Below are 22010 nucleotides of genomic sequence, written 5' to 3'. Positions count from 1 at the left end.
TCCGGCGCCAACAGCCTTACGGGTTACGGCGGCTGGACTAGTGCGCCGTCCCCTGGGTCAGAATGTGAAAATGGTGGCTGATCTTCCGCAAGTGGCGAACAGTTTCGTGGGCCGTGAAGCCGATCTGGCCCGCGTGGCCGCCGCGCTCGTGGCGCATCCCGTGACCACCATCACGGGCATGGCGGGCGTGGGGAAGACCCGCCTCGCGCTGGAGAGCCTGCACCGGATCGCCGCCGACCGGCCCGGCACGCTCGGCGAGACGCGGTGGGCCGACCTCGGCGGGCTCCCGCACGAGCGGCAGCTGGTCGCGGCCCTCGCGCACGCCGTGGGGTTCGCCGACCACACCACCGGCGTGGCCCTCGACGCGCTCACCACCTGGCTGTCGGGGCGCCGCTTCCTGCTCGTCCTCGACTCCTGCGAGCACCTGGTCGCCGCGTGCGCCGACCTGGTCGGCGAACTCCTCGCGGCCTGCCCCGACCTGAGGATCCTCGCCACGAGCAGGCAACGCCTCGGCTTACCCGGCGAGCGGGCCGTCCACATCGCGCCCCTGCCCGCCGACGGCGAAGCGCTCACCCTGTTCCTCGACCGGGCCCTGGCCGTGGCCCCCGCCCTGAGCCTGCGGACCCCGCGCCAGAACGACAGCGCACGGGAGATCTGCGCGCTCCTCGACGGCGTCCCCCTCGCCCTGGAGCTGGCCTCGGCCCAGCTGATGCACACCACGCTTCCCGAACTGAGCGAGCGGCTGAGTTCGCGCCGGGTCGGCCTGATGTCGCCGACCTGGCCCGCGCGCCACCGGTCGCTGCGCCTGGCCATCGGCTGGAGCCACGAGCTGTGCGAGCCGCTGGAGCGGCTGCTGTGGGCCAGGCTCTCGGTGTTCCCCGGCTCCTTCGACAGCCGCGCCGCGCGGGGCGTGTGCGCGGGCGGGCCGCTGTCCGCGGCGGCCGTCGACACCGCGCTCGCGGGCCTCACCGGCAAGTCGGTGGTCAGCCGGGAGGACGGCGACCGCTACCGGCTGCCGCGGACCGTGCGGGACTACGGCGCGATGTGGCTGGAGGAGCTCCAGGAGACCGAGGCGACGGCCGCCCGCCACGCCCTGTACTTCCTGGACCACGCCCGGTCCGCGGACCAGGGCTGGGCCGGGCCCGGGCAGTTGCTGTGGTACCGCAGGATCGGCGCCGCGCACGTCGACCTGTGCGCGGCCCTGGACCACCTCTGCGACCACGATCCCCCCGCCGCCGTGGAACTCGCCGCCCTGCTCGGCTTCTTCTGGGTCTGCTGCGGGCACCTGCGGGAGGCACGCGCGTATCTGGAGCAGGTGCTCTGCCTGCGGCCGGGGTTCAGCAGGGCGGGCGAGCGGGCGCAGTGGGCGCTGGGGGTCGTCAAGGCCCTCCAGGGCGACCTCGACGGCGCGGCCGCCATCGGCCGCCGGTGCGCGCACGGCGCCGAGCGCCTCGACGACGCCGAGGCCCGGCTGGCCGCCGCGTATCTCATCGGCCTGACCCGGCTCCTCGCCGGGGAGCCGGGGCGGGCCAAGGAGGTGGCCGACGCCGCCCTCGCGGTGGCGGGGGCGCCGCCCTTCACGTCCGCGTCCACGCTCCGCTGCCACCTGGTGCGGGTGTTCGCGCTCACCGCGCTCGGCAGCCTCGACCTGGCCCACGGCGAGGCCGTTTCGCTGCGGGCGCTCTGCGCGGCGCACGGCGAGCACTGGACGCGCGCGTACTCCGATCAGCAGCTCGCCCTGATCGCGCTGGCGCAAGGGCGGCCCGCGCACGCGGCCGAGCACGCCCGCGCCATGCTGACCGGCATGCGCCACCTGGGCGACACCTTCGGCATCGCCCTCGGCATGGACGTCCTGGCCGCCGCTGCCGCCGCCCGCGGCCTCGGCGAACCGGCCGCCCTGGCCGCCGGGGCCGGGCAGACGTACTGGGCCGCCGTGGGGCACGCCCAGCGCGGCACCCCCGAACTGGGCGAGATGCGCCGCGTCTGCCGGGCGGAGGCCGTCGCGTCCATCGGCGAGTACGCGTTCCAGCTGGCGTTCCGCCGGGGCGCGGAGGGGGATCCGGACGCCGTGCTCAGGCTGGCGGTATCCGGGCAGCTGTTGGGGAAGGGGTGACCCCACGGACCCAGTGCGCACGGTCCGACGGGTCCGACGGGTATACGCAAGTCCATGGGCACGGTCGACCGACGAGGGGACTGCCGGTGAGGTTCGAGGTGTGGGCGCCGCGCGCGGAGCGGGTGGATCTGGTCCTGGACGACGGCGCGCGGGCGTCGGCGCGCGACAAGGAGCGCCCGGGGTGGTGGACGGTGGAGGCGGCGGCGACCGACGGCACGCGCTACGGCTTCGCGCTGGACGGCGGCCCCGCGCTGCCCGACCCCCGCTCGGCGCGCCAGCCCGACGGGCCCGACGGGCTGAGCGCGGTCGTGGACCACGACCGGTACGCGTGGCGGACGCCGTGGGCGGGGCGGGGCCTGCGCGCCGCGGTGCTCTACGAGCTGCACGTGGGCACGTACACCCCCGAAGGCACCCTGGACGCGGCCGCGGAGCGCCTGGACCACCTCGTCGAACTCGGCGTGACGCACGTCGAGTTGATGCCGCTGTGCCCCTTCCCCGGTCGGCACGGCTGGGGCTACGAGGGGGTGTCGCCGTGGGCCGTGCACGAGCCGTACGGCGGCCCCGAGGCGCTGAAACGGTTCGTCGACGCGGCGCACGGGCACGGTCTCGGTGTCGTCCTCGACGTGGTGCACAACCACCTGGGCCCGTCCGGCAACCATCTGCCCGCGTACGGGCCCTACTTCACGGACACCCACCAGACGCCGTGGGGCGCCGCCGTGAACCTGGACGCGCCCGGCTCGGACGAGGTGCGGGCGTATCTGGTGGGCAGCGCCCTCGCCTGGCTGCGGGAGTACCGGATCGACGGGCTCCGCCTGGACGCCGTGCACGCGCTGCGGGACACCCGCGCCCTGCACTTCCTGGAGGAGCTCGCGGCGGCCGTGGACGGCCTCGCGGACGAACTGGGCAGGCCGCTCGCCCTGATCGGCGAGTCCGACCTGAACGACCCGCGCGTGATCACCCCGCGCGCAAGCGACGGCCTCGGCCTGCACGCGCAGTGGAACGACGACTTCCACCACGCCCTGCACACCGCCCTCACCGGCGAGTCCCAGGGCTACTACGCGGACTTCGCGGCCGCACCCCTGGCCGCGCTCGCCAAGACGCTGACGCACGGCTTCTTCCACGACGGTACGTTCTCGACGTTCCGCGGCCGCGGCCACGGGCGCCCGGTCGACCGCGCCCGCACCCCCGCGTACCGGCTCCTCGGCTACAGCCAGACGCACGACCAGATCGGCAACCGCGCCCAGGGCGACCGGCTCTCCGCCACGCTGTCCCCCGGCCTGCTCGCGTGCGGGGCGGCGCTGACGCTCACCGGGCCCTTCACGCCGATGCTGTTCATGGGCGAGGAGTGGGCGGCCGGCACGCCCTGGCAGTTCTTCACCGACCACACCGACCCGGACCTCGCGGAGGCCGTGCGCCGGGGCAGACGGCGGGAGTTCGCCGCGCACGGCTGGGCCGAGGAGCAGATTCCCGACCCGCAGGACCCGGCGACCCGCGAGCGCTCCTGCCTCGACTGGTCCGAGCCCCGGCGCGAGCCGCACGCGCGCGTGCTCGCCTGGTACCGCGAGCTGATCGCGCTGCGCCACGCCCGCGCGGACCTGGTGGACCCGGATCTGGCGGCGGTGCGGGTGGCGTACGACGAGGGGGCGGGCTGGTTCGCGGTGCGGCGCGGGGACCTGCGGATCGCCGTGAACCTGTCAGGCGAGGCGGTCGTGATCCCGCTGGGCGTGCCGCACGCGCGCGTGCTCGCCGCGTGGGACGCGGTGGAGGCGCCGGGGGCGGACGGGGTGCTGCGGCTGCCGGGCGAGTCGTGCGCGGTGCTCGCCCTCGCGTAGGGGCATGGCGGGGCCGCACGGGCGGTGTCGCGAAGTGCCCTTGACCTCAAGGGCACTTCAACTTCTATTCTGCGCCGGGACACGTGAGGAGATCCGATGGAACAGCGGTACCTGGGCGGGACCGGGCTGCGGGTGAGTGAGCTGTGTTTCGGCGCCATGATGTTCGGCGGCGGCGAGAGCGGCGCGGACGAGGCGACGGCGCACCGGATGCTGGACGCGTTCACGGCGGCGGGCGGCACGTTCATCGACACGGCGGACGTGTACGGCGGCGGGGTCTCGGAGGAGGTCCTCGGCCGCTGGCTCAAGGGCCGCCGCCGCGACGACCTCGTCATCGCCACCAAGGTGTTCCTGCCGATGGGCGAGAGCCCGAACGCCCGCGGCCTCAGCCGCAAGCACATCCTGTCGGCGGTCGACGCGAGCCTGCGCCGCCTGGGCACCGACCACATCGACCTCTACCAGACGCACGTGTGGGACGCGCGCACGCCGCTGGAGGAGACGCTGTCCACGCTCGACGGCCTGGTGCGCGCCGGGAAGGTCCGCTACCTGGGCACGAGCAACGTCAGTCCGGCCCAGTTGCAGAAGACCCTCGACCTGTCCCGCGCGCGCGGCTGGGAGCCGTACGTCTGCCTGCAGCCGCGCTACAACCTGCTCGCCCGCGAGGCCGAGTGGGAACTCCTTCCGCTCAGCGCGGCGGAGGGCGTCGGCGTCATCCCCTATAGCCCGCTCCAGGCGGGCTGGCTCTCGGGGAAGTTCCGGCGCGGCATGGCGGCGCCGCCCGCGGGGGCGCGGGGCGGCGGCGCCTGGGAGGAGCGCGCCACCGAGGAGACCTGGCGGGTCGTGGACGCCGTGCTCGCCGTCGCCGAGGAGACCGGCCGCACGCCCGCGCAGGTGGCGCTGCGCTGGCTGCTCCAGCGTCCCGGGGTGACCGCGCCGATCGTGGGCGCCCGCTCGGTGGAGCAGCTGACGGACAACCTGGGCGCGGCGGGCTGGACGCTGACGGCGGCGCAGGACCAGCGGCTCACGGAGGCGAGCGCGCGGCCGCTGCCGTATCCGTACGACCTCCTGGCGCACTTCACGGACGAGCGGCCGCACGGCTGAGCCGGGGACCGCGCGGCGCGGCCCGGGCCGTCAGTCGACGACGGCCAGTTCGCGCGCGGTGGCGTTGAGGCGGCGGCCGCCGTCCTCCGTGACCGTGACGATGTCCTCGATGCGGACGCCGAAGCGGCCCGGCAGGTAGATGCCGGGTTCCACGGAGAAGCACATGCCCGGGACGAGCGGCTGCCGCTCGCCCTCGATCATGTAGGGCGGCTCGTGCGTGGTGACGCCGATGCCGTGGCCGGTGCGGTGGATGAAGTACTCGCCGTACCCGGCCTCGGTGATCACCGCGCGCGCCACCCGGTCGACGTCCTGGCAGGCGATGCCCGGCTTCACCGCGCGGCAGGCGGCGTCCTGGGCCTCGCGGACCACGTCGTGGACGCGCTGCTCCTCGGCCGAGGGCTCGCCGACGTGCACGGTGCGGGAGGTGTCGGAGCCGTAGCCGTGCCGCAGGCCGCCGAAGTCGAGGACGACCATGTCGCCGCGCTCGATGACGCGGTCGCCCGCCTCGTGGTGCGGGCTGGCGCCGTTGGGCCCGGAGCCGACGACGGTGAAGTCGACCTGCTCGTGCCCGAACTGCCGCAGCAGGTCCGCGAGGTCACCGGCGACGTCGGTCTCCTTGCGGCCCGCGAAGGCCACCTTCTGGATCTCCTCGTACGTGGCGTCGGCGGCGGCCCCGGCCGCGGCGAGCCGCTCCAGCTCGGCGGCGTCCTTGACGGCGCGGAGCATCGGCAGGGCCTCGGTGAGGGCGGCGTAGGAGCTGTCGGGCAACTGCCGCTGCAGGCCGAGGAGATGCATGGCCCAGGCGTTGTCGCTCACGCCGAAGCGGCCGCGCGCGTCGAGCAGCGGCGCGGTCACGTCGTAGGGGTCCATGCCGTCGGTCCAGTCCCGCAGGGTCAGCGCGGGGGCGCCGGCGGCGCGCGCGGCGTCGGGGGCCTCCAGCTTCGGCACGACGAGGACCGGGTCCCGGCCCGGGGCGATGACGAGCAGGGTGAGGCGCTCGGTGTCGGCGGGCACGCGGTAGCCGGTGAGCCAGACCAGGTCGGGTCCGGGCGCGACGAGGACGCCCGCGAGGCCCGCGTCGGCGGCGGCGCGGGCGGCCCGGTCCATGCGGGCGCGGTAGTCGTCGGCGGTGAACGGCGCGGGCGTGACCGTGGTCATCGGGCCTCCTGGGCTGGGTGCGGGGTCTTCCCCAGCATCCTGCACGGCGGCACCGGGCCCCGCGAGTGGGTATCGCATCGGAGCCGGTGGCGGGTCGGTGGGCCGTGGGCGGCGCCCGCCGTGCCGTGCCGCCTCAGCCCTCGACGGCGAGCCGCACGCCGAGCAGCACCAGGACCCCGCCGGACACCTGCTCCAGCCTGCGCCGCTCCGCGGCCCGCGAGAGCACCGCCTTCATCCGGCCGACGAACCACACGTACAGGCCGTAGTAGCCGACCTCATAGACCGCCCACAGCGCGGCGAGGCCGATCATGAACGGCAGTTGGGGCGCGCCCGACGGCACGAACTGCGGCAGGAAGGACATCGCGAAGACGGCGGCCTTCGGGTTGGCGAGGTTGAGCAGCAGCCCGCTCCGGTAGGCCGCCCAGGAGGACCGCGCCTTGACCGGCGCGTCTTCCTCGTCGGCGTCCGCCTTCTTCTTGCGCGCGTTCCACAGCGTCTGGGCGCCGAAGACGAGCAGCACCCCGGCGCCGACGACACGCATGATGTCGTACGCCACCTGCGAGGCCGCAACCAGTGCGGTCAGGCCGAAGGCGGCGGCGAGGCCCCAGACGAAGATGCCGGTCTCGTTGCCGAGGACCGTCATGAACCCGGCCCGCCGGCTGCGCAGCGACTGCTTGACGATCAGGACCGTGCTCGGCCCGGGCGAGGCGGCGATCAGCGTGCAGGCGCCGAGGAAGGCGACGAGGGTGGTCAGCATGGCGCCCATCATGGGCGGCCCGCTCCTCCCCATGCCACCGGTTTGCGATTGGCCGTTCCACCATCGGCCCGACTAATGGTTAGATCCCTTCCAGCCATTAGATCAATTCGGCACGGAGGGGCGTACGACATGCTGGTACTGGCGCAGATCAGTGACCTTCACCTGGACGGGACGGCACGCGCGACGGAGCGGGCCGAGCGCGTGCTCGACCATCTGCGGGCGTTGCCGGGGCCGTTGGACGCGCTCCTGGTGACCGGCGACATCGCCGACCACGGCGAGGAGGCCGAGTACAAGGAGGCCGCGCGCCTGCTCTTCACCGACGCGCCCTGGCCGGTCCTGACCTGCCCCGGCAACCACGACGTGCGCGGCCCCTACCGGACGGCGCTGCTCGGCGAGAGCTCGCCCTCGAACGCGCCGGTCAACCGCGCCCACCGCGTGGGCGGCACCGAGATCCTGATGGTCGACTCCAGCCTGCCCGGCAGCGACGAGGGGCAGTTGGACGAGGAGACGTACGCGTGGCTGGAGGACCGGCTCGCCGGGCTCGACGACGGCACTCCGGTCCTGCTGTCCTTCCACCACCACCCCGTCCGGATGCACCACCCGCGCCTGGACACCTGGCGGCTGCGCGAGCCGGAGCCCCTCGCGGCCCTGGTGGCGCGGCACCCGCAGATCGTGGGCCTGATCATCGGGCACGCGCACACCCCGGCGGCGACCACCTTCGCGGGGCGGCCGCTGATCGTCGGCCCCGGCGTGGTCTCGACGCTGCGGCTGCCCTGGGAGGGCGAGGGCCTGATCGACCTGGACGCCCCCGTCGGGCTCGCCTTCCACGTCCTGGACGACGAGCGGCGGCTGACCACGCACTTCAGGGTGGTCACGTAAGACACCTCTGGGTGGTCACGCAAGGCACCTCAGGGTGGTCACGCAAGCGGCACCTCGGAGCCGCCTTCACGTGAGAAGACCCGGCCGCGCCGACAACACCTGCCGCGCGCCACTCGCATGACGGACCGTCAGCGTGACGTTCCTGCCCGGCCGCGCGCCCGCGACGGCCTTCGCCAGGTCACCGGCCGAGGTGACCCGGCTGCCGCCGAACGCGAGCAGGACGTCACCGCGTACGAGACCGGCTGCGTGCCCGGGGCCCGGCTGGTGCACCCCGACGACCAGCGCGCCGCCTCCGCCCGGGGCGTCTACGGCCTCGACGCCGAGGGCGGGGCGCGGGGCGTCCGCTCCGACGGCCGCGGCGCCCTTGCCGGAGGAGGTCTTCTTCGGGGACACGTCAGGGGACGCCTTCGGGGGCGCTTTCGGGGGCACCTCCGAGGGGGCTTTCGGGGGAGCTTTCGGGTCCGCGGCCTGGTCCGGCCCCGTCCCCGAGGCCGTCGCGGGCGCCGCGCCCATGGCGGCCCCCTGCTCGCCCGCCTGGCTCTGCATCTCCGCGAGCTTGCTCATGCCGATGACCGTGGCGCCCACGGTGCCGAGGCCGATGCCCGAGAGCAGCAGGACCACGGCGCAGAACAGGCCGAAGAGCAGGGAGAAGAGCCGTCTGCCGCGGCGGCGTGCGGCGTGCGGACGGTGGCCCTTGCGGGGTGCGGCCGACCGTCCGGGCTTCCCGGACCCGGCGGACGCCGTGGCTGTGGGGGGTGTGGCGGATGTGGCGGATGATCGGCCGGGGTCGGGCTCGTCTCCCGGCAGCGGCTTGGGACGCAACGCGGTCTGTTCCATGGCTCGCCTCCGGCCACAGCCCTACCCGGCGTGACCCCGCGCGACGATTCACGAACGGGTGACGTCCAGGCGTGCGGCGAACACCTCGGCGGGACCGTGCGGGGCCCCGGCGTGCACGAGTTCGGTGCGGTGGACGACGCGCGGCTCGGTGAGCGGTACGCCAACGGTGCCGGGTGCGGCGGCGGCCGACTCCGGGAGCAGCACGAGGCCGTGGCCGGCGGCGGCGAGTGCGGTGAGGGTGCGGACGTCGGTGCCTTCGTAGCGCAGGGCCGGGCGGAAGCCGCCGCTGCCGTGGGCCGCCCGCAGCTGGTCCAGGGGCAGGCCCGCGCCGGGCGCGTCCAGCCAGCGGGCGTCGGCGAGGTCGCCGAGGCGAAGGCCGGTGCGGTGGGCCAGCGGGTGGCCTGCGGGCAGCAGGACGCGGACGGGTTCCTCGCCGACGCCGCGGACGCCGAGAGGGGCCACGTCGGCGAGGCGCAGCGGGTCGCTGGGCGCGGCCAGGCCGTCGACGAGCCCGAGGGAGGCGGCGCCCGTCGCGACGGCTTCGGGGACGTCGGCGCGCGGCAGGACGCGCAGGGTGACGCCGGTCGGCGGGAGCGCCCGGAGCGTACGGGGTGTCAGGGCCGTCGGCGCGGCGACGAGCGTGAGGTGCTCGTCGACCGCGCCCGCGAGGGCCGTGACCTCCGCGCGGGCCGCGTCGAGCCGCAGGAGCAGCGGGCCCGCGTGTTCCAGAAGCCGCTCGCCCGCGCGGGTGGGCGCGACCGGGCGGCGGGTCAGGAGCGGGGCGCCGAGGTCCTGTTCCAGGGCGGCGATGTGCTGCGAGACGGCGGACTGGGTGTAGCCGAGCTCGCGGGCGGCGGCGGAGAACGAGGCAAGGCGGGCGACGGCGATGTACGTACGCAGGAGGTGCGGGTCCATGCCGGTCAGGATCACCCATGGGCATCAGCGTTGCTTATGGAGGGTGCAGATTTCATCGTTGGACGTGAACGGGCGGGGCGGCCCAGGATGACGGCCATGACCGGAACACCGGCCCCCGTGGCCCGTATCGCCCTGATCGCCGACCGCTCCCCGTCCGTCGTCGCCCACACCCGCGTCCCGCTCCTGCTGTCCGCGCTCGCCGCCCGTGACGGGCTTCTCCTCGACGCCTACTGGATCCCGACGACGGACGCCGAGGAGCCGGACGCGGTGCGCGGCTTCGACGCGGTGTGGGTCCTTCCGGGCAGTCCGTACCGCAGCGAGGCGGGCGCGCTGGCCGCGATCCGCACCGCCCGCGAGGACGGCGTGCCGTTCCTCGGCACGTGCGGCGGCTTCCAGCACGCGCTCCTGGAGTTCGCACGGAACGCGTGCGGCCTGACCGGGGTGGCGCACGCCGAGAACGACCCGGACGCCGACGACCTGATGGTCACGCCGCTGGCCTGCTCGCTCGTCGGCCACGAGGGCATGGTGCGGCTCACGCCCGGCTCCCTCGCCGAGCGACTCCTCGGCGCCGACCGCTCCCTGGAGCGCTTCCACTGTCTGTACGGCCCCGACGGCAGCGTGCACCTCCCCGCCCTGGAGGCCCACGGCCTGCGCTTCAGCGGCAGGGACGAGCAGGGCCAGGTGCGGGTCGCCGAACTTCCCGGCCACCCCTTCTTCCTGGCCTCGCTCTTCCAGCCGGAGCAGTACGGCGACGGCTCGCGCGCGCATCCGTTCGTGCGGGGGCTCGCCCGGGCGGCGGTGGAGCACGCGGCGGCGGGGACGCGGGCGGCCTGAGGCCGCACGTCCCGGCCGCCGTGCCCGACCGCGCGTTCAGTGACCGCCGTCGTGGCCCCCGTGCCCGCCGCCGTGTCCGCCCCCGTGGTCGAACTTCAGCGCCTCCTTCGGCATCACGACGAACGGTCGCATCATCCCCATGTCCTCGTGTTCGAGGAGGTGGCAGTGGTACATGAACCGGCCGTACGCCCCGTCGAACTTGCCGATGACACGAAGGAGCTGGCCTCCGGGCACCCGGAACACGTCCTTCCAGCCGCGCTCGTTGGGGGCCAGGGGGATGCGCGTCTGCGGGTCGTGGGCGATCGGGGCGCGGGTGCCGCCGATCGTCACGTCGAAGCCCGACGCGTCGTACGCGTCGCGGCCGAGGAGCTGGAAGTCGGCCAGGTGGATGTGCATCGGGTGGGTCACGTTCGGGTTCACCGCGAGGTTGAGGAAGCTCCACTGTTCGTACGCGCCCTCGCCGATCGTGAAGCCGAGGCCGTCGTTGAACGTGCGGGCGATGCGCCGATACGTCTTCAACACGCCGTCCGAGCCGCGCAGTTGGATGATGCCGTCGGTGGGGACCTGGATGGACCCCGGGTCCTTCACCTCCACCATCTCCCACATCTCCGGGTGACCGCCGCCACCCTTCGTGGCGGGCGGGGTGAGCACGACGAGGCGGTGGCCGTGCGGCACGCCGTGGCCGATGGCCCTGAACGAGCCGGACAGGACCTCGGGCAGCCGGAAGGTCTCCGGGGCGCCGCCACCCCTGCCGACGCGGAACTCCATGACGTGCGGATAGGCCACGTCACCCGCCGGGTCGGGCACGCCGGGCGCGGCGTTCGGGCCCTTGTTGACCAGGCGGAGCCGCTTGCCCGCGAGCGTCCGGAAGTCCACGAGCAGGTCGAAGCGCTCGGCGGGCGCGACCGTGAGCGTGGGCAGGGCCGCGTCGAAGTCGACGGGCACGGGCCGGGGCAGCAGGCCGCCGTCGCTGCCGATCTGGTGCAGCACGCCCGGCACCGGTTCGTCGTCCTCGTCGACGAGGACCAGGTCGTACGTCCGGGCGTTGGAGGCGTTGACCAGGCGGAGGCGGTACCAGCCCGGGGCGACGTCCGCGTACGGCCAGATGCGGCCGTTGACCGTGGTGTACGGGCCGGTGAAGGGCAGGGAGACCGGCTTGCCCGTCTCCGCGTTCTTCGGGTCGACGATCGTGGTCTTGTGCAGGAGGCGTCCCGTGAGGCGGCCGTCCTCGTCGGTGTCCACGTTCCGGTCGGCGAGGAGCAGCGGGATCTCCCGCTTGCCGGAGGGGAGTTGGAGCGCGTCCTCCTCGTCGTCCCGGACCAGGTACGTGCCGTAGAGGCCCGCGTACACGTTCCACCGGGTGATGTTCATGGCGTGGTCGTGATACCACCACTGGACCGCCTGGTGGTCGTTCGGGTACTCCGACAGCTGGGCGTCGCCGTACCCCACGGCGTTGTCCGCCCAGCCGTCGTTCCCGCCGCCCGTCTGCGCGCCGTGCACGTGCGTGACCGTCCAGGCGGGCAGGGCCGCCACGTCCTTGTTCGGCTCGACGCCCTCGCGGCCCGGGCGGGTGCTCGGGGGCGGCGACGTACGCGGGGCCTCGACGGCCGTGACGGGGAACTCGCTGTCCTTGGGCACGCGGTTCGTCCAGGCGATCCGCACGCGCTCGCCCCGGCGCACCTCGATCGTGGGGCCCGGCACGCACCCTTCGTACCCCCACATGAGCGTGGGCGGCAGCTGCGGGTGCAGGCGCACCCAGGTGGGGCGGACGGCGATCTCCGTCTCCTCCAGGACGTCACCGCCCGCCGGGCGCAGGACGGGCGGGACGGTGAGCGGCGCCATGAACGGCGTCAGCTCACGGGTTTCGAGGCCGCGGGCTTCATCGAGGCCGCGGGTTTCGAGGTCGTGCGTGGCGGCATCGTGGTCGATGCCTGCGTGTGTGCCGGTCTTCATGTCGGTCGCGTCGGTCGCGTGGGTCACGTCGGTCAAGGTCGAACACCCCCGTGCTCAGCTGTCTCCGATGGTTCGGCTGACCCGGCTGTTCTTCAGCCTTCACCTCAGAAGACTCACGGCATGGGGTGAAAGTTCCGTGAATCCCGCATTCCGGAAAAACGGTGCATGACGGGTGCATGGCGGATGCACCGGGGGGGGCGGGGCGGGGCGCCGAAGGGGTGCTGGTGAGGCGCCGAGGAGGGTGCTCGGCGGGGTGTCGAGGAGTGATGCGGGTGGAGGTTCCCGGGCCGCCGGGGCGGGTGAGAGATCGCTGTTTCCCGGTGCGGGAGCGACCGACACCTTTAGGCTGCGGGTCCTGGGTCCCGGGCCCGGGCCCCAGGTCCGCACCCGCCCCGGGCCCCGATCCCGGCCCCGTCCGCCGCCGGAAGGAGAACGCGCCCCCATGCCCGACGCCCTGCCGCTGCGCGCGGAGCTGCTGCTCGACCAGGAGGCCCCGGAAGCCCTCGGCCAGGACCTGGTCACGGCGCTCGACGGCCTCGGCGTCCGCACGGCCCGCGTCCGCCGGGCCGTCGACCACCGCGGCGCGGCCGAACTCCCGTGGCTCCTCCTCGTCTCACTGCCGCTCCAGGCCTTCCTCAGCGGCCTGGGCGCGGAGGCGGTGCGGGACGCCTATGTGTCGTTCAAGGGCGTGGTGCGGCGCGGGGCGGGCCGGGAAGCCGCGGGGGGCGTCGGGGCGCCGCGCCCCCTGGTACTCCAGGACGACCGGAGCGGCCTGAGCGTCGTCCTGGAACCGGATCTGCCCGCCGAGGCGTATGAGCAGTTGCTGGGCCTCGACTTGACGAAGTTCCGGGTGGGACCGCTGCACTACGATCGCCGACTCGGCCGCTGGCGCTCGGAGTTGGACGAGGCAGCGGGCTGACATGCCGGTCACCGACTGCTGAACGGGGGCTTGTGGGAGTGGAGCCACGGACGGAGTCGACACTCACCGACGCGGAGCGGGCGTGCGCGGAGGGGGAGGCTCGCCTCGGGCGGCGGGGGGCGGGGACTGACGGCCGCACCGGCATCCATGCGGGCGCAGGAAGCCACGCGAGCCCCGGCGCCCACGCGAGCCCCGGCGCCCAGGCGAGGCCTGGTGCCCATCCGGGCTCGGATGCTGATGCTGCCGAGCGAAGCTTCCGGCTCGCCCTCTCGCTCACCCCAGGCTCCGGCGTCGCGGCGCGCGCCCACGTGGGGCTCGGGCGTCTGCGCCTGACCCGCGGGGACCTCGACGACGCGCTCGCCGAGTTCCACCTCGCCCACGAAGCGGAGCCCGACGATTCCGCTCCCTTGTTCTGGCTCGGCTGCGCCCTGGCCCATCAGGGCGAACTGGACGCCGCCGACGCCCACTTCACCCGTTCCCTCGCGTGCGCCGCACCGCACCCGCGCGCCCTCGTCCAGCGCGCCTACGCACGCCTCGCGGCGGGGAACCGCGAAGGGGCACGGGCCGATCTCCGCGCGGCGGAGCGGGGCGGGGCGCTCGACGACGAGGGGCGGTGGGTGGCGGTGGTCCTGTCCGGGGCGCGGGGCGACGCGGGGGCGGGCACGGCTACGGCAGGCGCAGACGCGGCGAGCACCCCCGCCTCCGCATCCAGCATCCCGCGCAACACCCCGGACATCGTCCACGGTGCCCCGCGCAACGCCCACAGGGCCCCGCACGTCGTCCCCGAAACCCCCCACAACGCCCACAACGCTCCGGGCGTCGCCCCCGAAACCCCGCGCAACGCCCACAGCGCCCCGCACATCGCCGCGCTGCTCCGCAAGGCCGGGCTCGCCGCGCTCGACCGCGCCGACCCGGACTGGCCGCGAGCCGCCGCGCTGTTCGCCGCGGCGTGGGACGTCGAGCCGGACTTCGGGCACTTCGCGGCGCTGCACGGCGTCGCCCTGGCCGTGGGCGGGCGGCGGGGCCTCGCCGTCGACGTACTCGGCGGCGCCGCCCGGCGCGACCCCTCCGACCACCGCGTCACCCACGCCCTCGCGATCGCCCTCCTCAACTCCCTTGCGAAGGAGCCCTTCGCCGACTCCCCGCCGCAGGAGCCCTCCGCCGAACCCCCGGCGCAGGAACCCCGCACCGACGGCTCGCGCACGACGGACTCCCCCACGTCCCCCACAGCCCCGGCGCCCCCAACGTCTCCCACAGCCCCGACGCCCCCGATGCCCCCAACGGCCCCGACAGCCCCTCCCTGCGAGCTCGCCATCGCCGCCTGGGGCACCCTGCTCTACGACGACTCCTTCTGGGATCGCGTACGGCTCGCGGCCGGACGGCGGTACGGCGTGGACGTGGGCGCCGACCTCGTACCCGACCTCCGTACCGCACTGCGGGACCGCGTGGCGGGACACCTGCCCGACGAGGGCGAAAGCGGCAGCCGCGTGCCCCCGGACGCACTGCTCCAGCGCGAGGCCGACGCCGCGCGGCTCCTCGACGAGGCCGGAGGGTTCCCCGGGCCCTGGGGCGCCCCGCTGCGCTGCGGCCCGCTGGCGATCGCCGCGCTCGGCCGGGTCCGGGAGTTCGGCGTCTTCACCGCCGGGGGAAGCGGCGCCACCGACACCAACACCGGCACAGGTACCGCCCCCGAAGCAGACGCACACGCACACGCACACGCACACGCCGACACGGAAACCGCCCACCCCACCCTCGTCCACACCTTCTCCGAACTCGGCTTCGCCCACCTCCAGTTGGCCTCCGGGCTGCCCGGAGACGCCCTCGCCGCCCTCGCCGAACTGCGCTGTCGCGACTGCCGCGCGCGGGCCCGTGCGGCGGGCTCCGCCGCGGCGCCCGTCTGCGAGGCGGACTGCGCCCGCTTCGACGGGCTCAACCCCGGGTACGCGGGCCTCCCCGACCGCCACCGGCGGCTCGCCCGGGACGCCCGGGAGCTGGCCCTGCACGCCCGCGTCACCCTCGGCAGGGACCATCTCACCGCCGACCGCCCCGACTTCGGCGCCGCCGCCGCGTGCTGGCGCCGCGCCCTCGTCCACAGCAGGCGTCTCGAACGCTACCGGCACACGCAGGCGGCCGTCGTCGGCCTCGCCCTCGCCGCCGCCAAGGACGCCTACCGCGCCGGGCGCCTGACCCGCGCCGCGAACACCCTGGAGACAGCCCGTTCCGTCATCGGCGCCAACGAACGTCCGCGCCTGGACGGCCAGTTGGCCCGAGTCCTCGCCGACCGCGGCATCCGCGAGGCCAACCGCGAGGACGCCGACCTGGAGAAGTCCGCGAAGGACCTGCGGCGCTCCGTGGTGATCGGCCCGCGACTGCGGCGGGCGCAGCTCAGCCTCGGTATCGTGCTGCGCGGCCTGGCCCTGCGCCGCTGGGGCTCGGGCAGCCTGTCCGGCGCGCGCACCGTCCTGGAGGAGGCCGTCGGGCAACTGACCGCCGCACTCGCCCACTTCCCCGACGACCCGGAGATCACGGAGGAGCGGAACCGGGCCCAGGGCGAACTCGACTTCGTACGCGAACAGTTCGACGAGAGCTGGAGGTGAGCGACGGCCGTGCTCCAGTACGAGGAACTGCGCATCCGGGTCCGCCCGGTCGGCCCGTCCCACTGCCTCGTGGCCGTGAGCGGACCCGCCTGCGCCCTCGGCGTGATCGCCGTGGACGGCGCGCCGACGGCGTTCCGGGCCCGCTGGGACCGCCTTGTCGCCGCCGACCTCGGCCTCGCGCCCATGGGCGAGCGGCACACCGCCGAGCAGCTGCGTGAACTCGGCCGGGATGTCTACGAGTTGCTGTTCGGCGGCGACGGAAGGGATGGCGAGAACGGGAGGGACAGCGCGACCGCGAGGGGCGGCGGGGCCGGGGGCTGTCTGGCCACCGCCCTCGAACTCGCCCAGCGCCTGCGCCCGCCGCGTGGCCTGCGGCTCCGCTTCGACCTGCCGCCGCACCTGCGGGAACTGCCCCTCGAAGCGCTGTGCGCGCCCGCCGGGCTTCCGCAGCAGTCCCTCGCCCTCGGCCCCGGCTACTCCCTGGCCCGCTCGCTGCCCGGCGGGCCGCTCGGCCGCCGCCTGCCCGACCCGGCGGACGAGCCCAGCCTGATCCGCCTCGTCGTCGCCTGCGCCTCCCCGGCCGGGTCGGGCCCCGCACTGCGCGTGGACACCGAAGTGGCCGCGCTGCGCCAGGAGTTGCCCGAGGTGGCCGTCCGCACCACGGTCGTCGAGGGGGCCACCCGCGAGCGTCTGGAGTCGGCGCTCGGCGCGCACGGCGACCTGCCGACGGTCGTGCTCCTCATCGCCCACGGCACGTACGACGAGGATCTCGGCAAGGGCGTCGTCCGTCTGGAGACGGAGCACGGCGGTGTGGACCCGGTGCCCGCCGACCTGCTCAGCGGCATCCTCCTCAAGGCACCGCGGCTGCGGCTCGCCGTTCTCAACCTCTGTTCCGGGGCGGACAGTTCAGGCCCGGACGGGGTGCACACCGAGCCGTTCTCGGGGCTCGCGCAGGCGCTGATCGGCGGGGGCGTGCCCGCCGTCGTCGCCATGCGCGGCCGCGTCAGCGACGTGTCGGCGGGACGCTTCAGCCCGGAGCTCCTGAAGGGGCTCGCGGCGAACCGGACCGTCGACGAGTCGATGGCCGCCGCGCGCCGCCGCATCTCCCATCTGCCGCGGCACACCGCCGTCGAGTGGGCGACGCCCGCGCTGTTCCTGCACGCGGAGTACCGGCACGGGTGGCTGTTCAAGGCGCGGGAGGTGCGCGACGACGACAGCGCGGCGGCCGACCCGCTGCGGGAGGGCGCGGACGCCCTGCGCGCGTTCCAGCGGCCCGTCGGGCACGTCGGCGCGGCGACGCTGATCGACGCGGCGCGGTTCGAGCGGGACCGCGGCGAGTGGGCGCAGGTCCTCCGGATCCTGCGGACACCGACACGGCAGTACGAGGACGAGCAGCGGCAGTTGCGGGACGAGGCGGCGTTCGAACTGGCCTGGCCCGAGCTCGACGCGCTCTGCGGGGTGCTCGCCGCCGGGCGGGACGGGGCGGACGCGGCGCGGCGGCTCGCCGAGGTCCAGGACGCCCTGCCGTGCCCGCTGCCCGCCGCGCTCGTCGACCGCGCGGACCAGCTGCGCCAGGCCGCCGACCTGGCCGACCGGGCCCGTGCCGCGGAGGCCGCCGCCGACTGGCCCACCGCGATCACCCTCTACGAGCAGATCCTCGCCACCACCCCCGACTCCCCCACCCCCCGCGCCCGCCTCACCGCGGCCCGCACCCGACTCCGCCTCACCACGGCCCTCGCAACGGCCACCCACGCCCACCACCACACCGACTGGCCCCGAGCCGCCCACGCCTACGCCGAGGCCCTGACCCTCCTCCCCGGCGACGAGACACTCACCGCACGCGCGGCGTACGTACGGGGCCGGATCGCTGAGGGCGCCGGGGACTGGCGGGGGGCGGTGGCGGAGTTCGGGGTCTGTACGGGGGCTGGCGGGGGCGCCTTGAACGGTGGTGGTTCCGGGGGTGGGGTGGCGGCCGGGGAGGGGGTTCGCACCGGCAATGGCAATGGCAGCCCAGCCCATGCTGGCCCGCCCCGCACCGGCGTCCCCGGGACACCGGAAGCCCCGGACATCTCCGACGCCCCCGTCCGGTACGCCTACACGCGTGGGCGAGCGGCGGCCGAGGCGGGTGACTGGCCGACGGCGACCGCCGCCTTCCGTGAGTGCAGCGACGCGATGGCCGGGGGCGGGGCGGCGGGAGCCGTCCCGATGGGCGCCGAGCCTCCCGTCGGCGTCCGAAGCGGCCCCGGCGCGGACGCGCGACGCCCCCGTGATCCCCGGCTCGACCACCTGCGCAACGCGGGACCCGGCGCACCCCGGTCCGACGGCCCGCGCCGTACGGCCCGTCTCGCCGCCTCCCCCCACGCCCCCTACGGCGACGTGACCCTCCGCTGGACCTACGCCCAGGGCCGTCGTTGTCAGGAGCTGTGGGACTGGGGCGGTGCCGTGGCCCACCTGGCCGCGCTCCCGGCCGAGTTCGTCGACGTACAGGCCCAACTGCGCTACTCGCGTGGCATGTTCGCCGACGCGCAGGGCGAGTGGGAGGACGTCATCGACGGGTTCGGGGGGCTGCCGGACGAGTACGCCGACGGCGAGGTGAAGGTGCGCCGTCTCTACGCCCGGGCCCGTGCCGCCGCCGACGGGCGCGGGGACTGGGCCGCCGCCTCAGGGCTCCTTGCGGGCCTTCCGGACTCGGCCCGTGACGGCACCGTCGCCCCGCTGCGCCGCAAGGTGGAGGGCCGCCGCGCGGAGGCCAGGGGCGACTGGGCGGCGGCCTGCGCCATCTACGCCCGCGCGTTCACCGGCGGCGCGCCCGGGGCCGCCCTGCCCTCACCTCGTACCCCCTTGTCGCCGCCCGGCACCGGGCACGGCCCCGGGCTCGGTCCCGTAGCCGACGCCACCCCGAACTCCCCCATCGCCGACGTCACTCCGACTCCACTCGCCCCGAGCCTCTCCCCCACCGCCCGGGAGTCCCTCCACCTCCACCTCTACGCGCTCGCCCGCACGCACGAACTCTCCTCGCGGTGGACCGACGCCCTGCACGCGCTGCTCGTGCTGCCCGACGCGTGGGCCGACGTGGCGCCGCGGCGGCGGTACGCGCGGGCCCGGGTGGCCGAGGAAGCGGTCGGGGCGGCGGGCGAGGGGACGGGGACGGGGACGGCCGCGGAGTGGCGGGGGGTCGCCGCCGCGTACGACCTGCTCGGCGAGGCGAGCGGTACGGGTGGCGCGGCCAGTGCGGGTAATGCGAGCGGCGCGGGTGGTGCGGGCGCTGTGGGCGGCGCGGGCGGTGCGGGCAAGGAGTGGGATCACGTCGCGCGAGCGGCGTACGCGCGCGTGCGTGCCGCCGAGGCCGACGGCGAGTGGGGCGCCGTCGTCACCGCCGCCCGGGCGCTGGGCGCGTACCGGGACGCGCCCGCCGTCGCCGCGTACGCCCGGGGCCGGATCGCGGACGCGCACCAGGAGTGGCGGCGGGCCGCCGAGGCCTTCGAGGAGTGCCGGGGGCACGGGGACGCCGACGCCCACCTGGCGTACGCGCGGGGCCGGTCCCTCGAGGCGGAGGGCCGGTGGAGCGAGGCCGTCGAGGCGTACGGCCGGGCGGCGGAGCGGCTCGACCGGGCCGATGTGCGCCGCCGCAGGCTGCGGCGGCTCGTCGAGCTGCTGCCGTGGGCCGACGGCCCCACCCGGGGCCCGCTGGCCGCGGACCCGTTCGCGCTGCGCGACGAGACGTACCCCTACCGGGCGCTGCGCGCGGCGGGCGTGCACCCGGGGGTGTCCATGGCCGCGGTGAGCGACGCCTCGTACACGCTCCTGGAGCGCGGCGGCATGACGTGGTCGGAGCGCGTCGCGTGGGACCGGCTGCGGCTGCCGGGCAGGCGGCTGCAGGTGGACGCGCTGCTGTACCGGTGGCAGCAGCCGGACGGCCTGCGGGCCGCGCTCGCCACGCTGTCGCCGGACGACGAGCACGCGGGGCCCGGCTTCGTGGACGTCCTGTGCGAGCGGTTCCCGGGGGACGCCCCGCTGCTGCTGCTCCTCGCGCGGGGGCGCGACGCGGCCACCGCCGAGTGGGAGCGGCGGCTCGCGGCCGCGCCGGGAGACATGGCGACCGTGCACGGCCTGGCCGTGGCCCGGCTGTGGCAGGCGCAGGACCTGGAGCAGAGCGGGGCGTGGGAACACGCCGTGCGGACCTGGGAGTTGGCGCTCTCCTACTGGGCCACGCTCCTGAGCGACGACGTGTACTGGGACGGCTGGCGGGCCGAGCGGGCCGCCTGCTACGAGCGGAAACTGACGCATGAGGACATGACGCGGCTGCGCTGGGAGCTGAGCCGCCATCTGTTCGGCCTGCTCTCGGCGTACGAGCAGCGGCACACCGAGCAGGACAGGCCCCAACAGGCGGCCTCGTACGAGGAGTTGGCGGAGTTCCTGGAAGCGGAGCTGGCGGGCGCGCGGATCCTCAAGGACGTCGGCGGGCTGCTCGGGGTGCCGGGGGCGCGCGCCGCCCTCGCCTGCGGGCCGCGCTACGTACGCCTCCTGGAGCTGCAACTGCCCCTGGCCGATCTCGCCGCGGACCTGGACGCCGCCGTGAAGGACGGCAAGGACCCGGGCGAGTACGCGGTGCGCGAGCTGCGCTGGGCGTTCTCGGGCCTCGCGCGGGCCCTCACGCTGTGCGCGGTGCACAAGTTCGAACCCGCGCTGCGCGCCCTGCCCGCGTTCCCGACCCTGACGACGCTCCCGGACGACTGCGCGGGCCCCGCCGCCGCGCCCGACCCGCGCCGCCACATCGAGGGGTGCGCGTACTGCCAGGAGTTCCTGCGCCGGGACCCGGCGTACGTCCATCTGCCGCACCGGCATGCCCGGTTGCTGCAGGACGGCGTCGAACTGGCCGTCCGGGTACGTCTGGAGCTGTCGCGCACCGCGCTCGCCGACGGCGGGTGCGGGCTCGGCCGGGCCCTGGAGCAGTGGGAGCGCCTGGTGGGGGTGGCGCGCCGCGCGGGCATGACGGCACGGGCGAAGAAGGCGCTGGTGCGGACCGTGCTCGGGCGGGTGGAGGCCCTCCTCGACGAGGACCGGGCGCGCCGCGGCGACGTCCTGGACGAGGCCATCGCGCTCGTCGAGGCGGTGCCGCCGGTCCTGCACCCGCTGGAGCGCGAGGTGCGCGACCAGCTCGACGGGCGGCTCTCGTCCCTGTACTCGATGCGGGGCGTGTGGCGCGGCTACACCCGCACCAAGCACGGCATGCGCTCCGACGTGTACGGCGCGGAGGCGGACCTGCGCCGCGCCCTCGCCCTGAACCCGGCGTCGAACCACGCGCGGGACAACCTGGCCCGCGCCCTCGTCTTCACCCTGGACGCCCGAACCGACGAACTCCCCGCCCGCCTGCGCCTGTTGCACGAGGCACTCGGCCTGCTCGACGTGGGCCTCGGCCAGGCCCTCGCCCACAACTACCGCGAGACCCTGGGCGAGTCGTTGGAGGAGCTGGACCGGCTGCTCGCCACGGACCTGGGTGTCGTGGGCGTGGGCGAGCTGATGCGCAGCGACGGCGCGGAGCCGCCGCCGGACGAGAACGACCTGGCGTCCTGGGCGGCCGCGCTGACCGACCGGGCGGAGGCCGAACTCGCCGGCGGCGACGTCCGCAGGGCCCTGCACCATCTGATCCGCGCCACCCGCGCCGACGTCATGGACGGCAGGGTCCGGCGGGCGCTGCTCGACGCGGTGGGCCGCTGGCTCACCGCCCTGACCACCGAAGGAGGCGGCCCCTCGTGATCAGGGACCCCGACAGCGGACCGAGCCCCTACGACGTCCTCGCCGATGCCGGTGTGACCCCGTGGACCTCGCAGGCGGACCTGCGGGACGTGCCGTTCGAGCTGCTCGCCCGGCGCCTCATGACCCCGTTCACCCAGGCGGCCTGGGACGAGCTGCGCACCGTACGGGGGCGACTGCTCGTCGATCTGTTCCGGTACGACGTGGAACTCGCCGCCGAACTCCCGGGCGCCGTCGCGGAGATCGACCGGCTGCTCCAGGAACAGGCCGGACCGGGCGGGCCCGGCGCCGGGGATCCCCTGTCCGACGAGGCCGCCGCCCGCCTCCTCGCCGACCTCGTCCGCTTCGACGTCTGACCGCCCGA

General features: G+C 75.3%; 14 protein-coding genes. 9 read left to right on the top strand and 5 right to left on the bottom strand.

Features of this window, described 5'->3' with window-relative positions; all coding sequences use genetic code 11:
• Positions 1–91 precede the first annotated feature (91 nt).
• The 3 genes from ACFVHO_RS02340 to ACFVHO_RS02330 all read left to right on the top strand — a co-directional run bounded on the left by ACFVHO_RS02340 (position 92) and on the right by ACFVHO_RS02330 (position 5043).
• Positions 92–2113, top strand: coding sequence for an ATP-binding protein (locus tag ACFVHO_RS02340; protein ID WP_385708991.1), 2022 nt, complete (start codon positions 92–94; stop codon positions 2111–2113).
• Between the two features lie 86 nt (positions 2114–2199).
• Positions 2200–3945: a malto-oligosyltrehalose trehalohydrolase gene (gene treZ / locus ACFVHO_RS02335; RefSeq protein ID WP_385708989.1), complete on the top strand. Its 1746-nt coding sequence runs from the start codon at positions 2200–2202 to the stop codon at positions 3943–3945.
• A 96-nt stretch (positions 3946–4041) separates the two neighbouring features.
• On the top strand, positions 4042–5043 hold the full coding sequence (locus ACFVHO_RS02330; RefSeq protein ID WP_385708986.1) for an aldo/keto reductase: 1002 nt from the start codon (positions 4042–4044) through the stop codon (positions 5041–5043).
• A gap of 30 nt (positions 5044–5073) precedes the next feature.
• Here ACFVHO_RS02330 and ACFVHO_RS02325 read toward each other — a convergent pair whose 3' ends face one another.
• Together ACFVHO_RS02325 and ACFVHO_RS02320 are read right to left on the bottom strand one after the other, a co-directional pair.
• Positions 5074–6201 carry a M24 family metallopeptidase gene (locus ACFVHO_RS02325; protein WP_385708984.1) on the bottom strand — a complete coding sequence of 376 codons (1128 nt, stop codon included), beginning with the start codon at positions 6199–6201 and terminating at the stop codon, positions 5074–5076.
• A 133-nt stretch (positions 6202–6334) separates the two neighbouring features.
• Positions 6335–6958 carry a LysE family translocator gene (locus ACFVHO_RS02320; protein WP_385708981.1) on the bottom strand — a complete coding sequence of 208 codons (624 nt, stop codon included), beginning with the start codon at positions 6956–6958 and terminating at the stop codon, positions 6335–6337.
• Between the two features lie 129 nt (positions 6959–7087).
• Here ACFVHO_RS02320 and ACFVHO_RS02315 point away from each other — a divergent pair, with 129 nt between their 5' ends.
• A complete protein-coding gene (locus ACFVHO_RS02315) occupies positions 7088–7837 on the top strand; it encodes a metallophosphoesterase (RefSeq protein WP_385708978.1) in 750 nt (249 codons plus the stop codon).
• Positions 7838–7903: 66 nt separating this feature from the next.
• On the opposite strand, the gene ACFVHO_RS02310 is transcribed toward ACFVHO_RS02315, so the two are convergent.
• Both ACFVHO_RS02310 and ACFVHO_RS02305 read right to left on the bottom strand, forming a co-directional pair.
• Positions 7904–8674, bottom strand: a complete 771-nt coding sequence (locus ACFVHO_RS02310; protein WP_385708976.1) for a PDZ domain-containing protein — start codon at positions 8672–8674, stop codon at positions 7904–7906.
• Between the two features lie 48 nt (positions 8675–8722).
• Positions 8723–9589 (bottom strand): LysR family transcriptional regulator, encoded by an 867-nt coding sequence (locus tag ACFVHO_RS02305; protein ID WP_385708973.1) that lies wholly within the window; start codon positions 9587–9589, stop codon positions 8723–8725.
• Between the two features lie 96 nt (positions 9590–9685).
• Between ACFVHO_RS02305 and ACFVHO_RS02300 the strand changes: the two genes are divergently transcribed.
• On the top strand, positions 9686–10423 hold the full coding sequence (locus ACFVHO_RS02300) for a hypothetical protein (RefSeq protein ID WP_385708970.1): 738 nt from the start codon (positions 9686–9688) through the stop codon (positions 10421–10423).
• A 36-nt stretch (positions 10424–10459) separates the two neighbouring features.
• On the opposite strand, the gene phsA is transcribed toward ACFVHO_RS02300, so the two are convergent.
• Positions 10460–12265: an O-aminophenol oxidase PhsA gene (gene phsA, locus ACFVHO_RS02295; protein WP_385709369.1), complete on the bottom strand. Its 1806-nt coding sequence runs from the start codon at positions 12263–12265 to the stop codon at positions 10460–10462.
• A gap of 553 nt (positions 12266–12818) precedes the next feature.
• On the opposite strand from phsA, the gene ACFVHO_RS02290 reads away from it, so the two are divergent.
• The 4 genes from ACFVHO_RS02290 (at position 12819) to ACFVHO_RS02275 (ending at position 22002) form a co-directional block, all read left to right on the top strand.
• Positions 12819–13295 (top strand): hypothetical protein, encoded by a 477-nt coding sequence (locus ACFVHO_RS02290; RefSeq protein WP_385708967.1) that lies wholly within the window; start codon positions 12819–12821, stop codon positions 13293–13295.
• A 308-nt stretch (positions 13296–13603) separates the two neighbouring features.
• Positions 13604–15892 carry a hypothetical protein gene (locus ACFVHO_RS02285; protein WP_385708964.1) on the top strand — a complete coding sequence of 763 codons (2289 nt, stop codon included), beginning with the start codon at positions 13604–13606 and terminating at the stop codon, positions 15890–15892.
• Between the two features lie 9 nt (positions 15893–15901).
• Positions 15902–21649 carry a CHAT domain-containing protein gene (locus ACFVHO_RS02280; protein ID WP_385708961.1) on the top strand — a complete coding sequence of 1916 codons (5748 nt, stop codon included), beginning with the start codon at positions 15902–15904 and terminating at the stop codon, positions 21647–21649.
• Complete coding sequence (locus tag ACFVHO_RS02275; protein WP_385708959.1) at positions 21646–22002, top strand: hypothetical protein; 357 nt, start codon at positions 21646–21648, stop codon at positions 22000–22002. Before ACFVHO_RS02280 ends, ACFVHO_RS02275 begins: the two co-directional genes overlap by 4 nt.
• Positions 22003–22010: the final 8 nt, after the last annotated feature.

It is taken from the genome of Streptomyces sp. NPDC127108, from assembly GCF_042677545.1.
Classification (GTDB): Bacteria; Actinomycetota; Actinomycetes; order Streptomycetales; family Streptomycetaceae; genus Streptomyces.
The sequence above is the reverse complement of the archived record's forward strand: the minus strand, read 5'-3'. Positions and strand labels throughout refer to the sequence as shown.

Bases quoted from the DNA above. Each gene is read 5' to 3' on its own strand.
- ACFVHO_RS02330 (WP_385708986.1), top strand. From the start codon at position 4,042: ATGGAACAGCGGTACCTGGGCGGGACCGGGCTGCGGGTGAGTGAGCTG.
- ACFVHO_RS02325 (WP_385708984.1), bottom strand. From the start codon at position 6,201: ATGACCACGGTCACGCCCGCGCCGTTCACCGCCGACGACTACCGCGCC.
- ACFVHO_RS02320 (WP_385708981.1), bottom strand. From the start codon at position 6,958: ATGCTGACCACCCTCGTCGCCTTCCTCGGCGCCTGCACGCTGATCGCC.
- ACFVHO_RS02315 (WP_385708978.1), top strand. From the start codon at position 7,088: ATGCTGGTACTGGCGCAGATCAGTGACCTTCACCTGGACGGGACGGCA.
- ACFVHO_RS02310 (WP_385708976.1), bottom strand. From the start codon at position 8,674: ATGGAACAGACCGCGTTGCGTCCCAAGCCGCTGCCGGGAGACGAGCCC.
- ACFVHO_RS02305 (WP_385708973.1), bottom strand. From the start codon at position 9,589: ATGGACCCGCACCTCCTGCGTACGTACATCGCCGTCGCCCGCCTTGCC.
- ACFVHO_RS02300 (WP_385708970.1), top strand. From the start codon at position 9,686: ATGACCGGAACACCGGCCCCCGTGGCCCGTATCGCCCTGATCGCCGAC.
- phsA (WP_385709369.1), bottom strand. From the start codon at position 12,265: ATGGCGCCGCTCACCGTCCCGCCCGTCCTGCGCCCGGCGGGCGGTGAC.
- ACFVHO_RS02290 (WP_385708967.1), top strand. From the start codon at position 12,819: ATGCCCGACGCCCTGCCGCTGCGCGCGGAGCTGCTGCTCGACCAGGAG.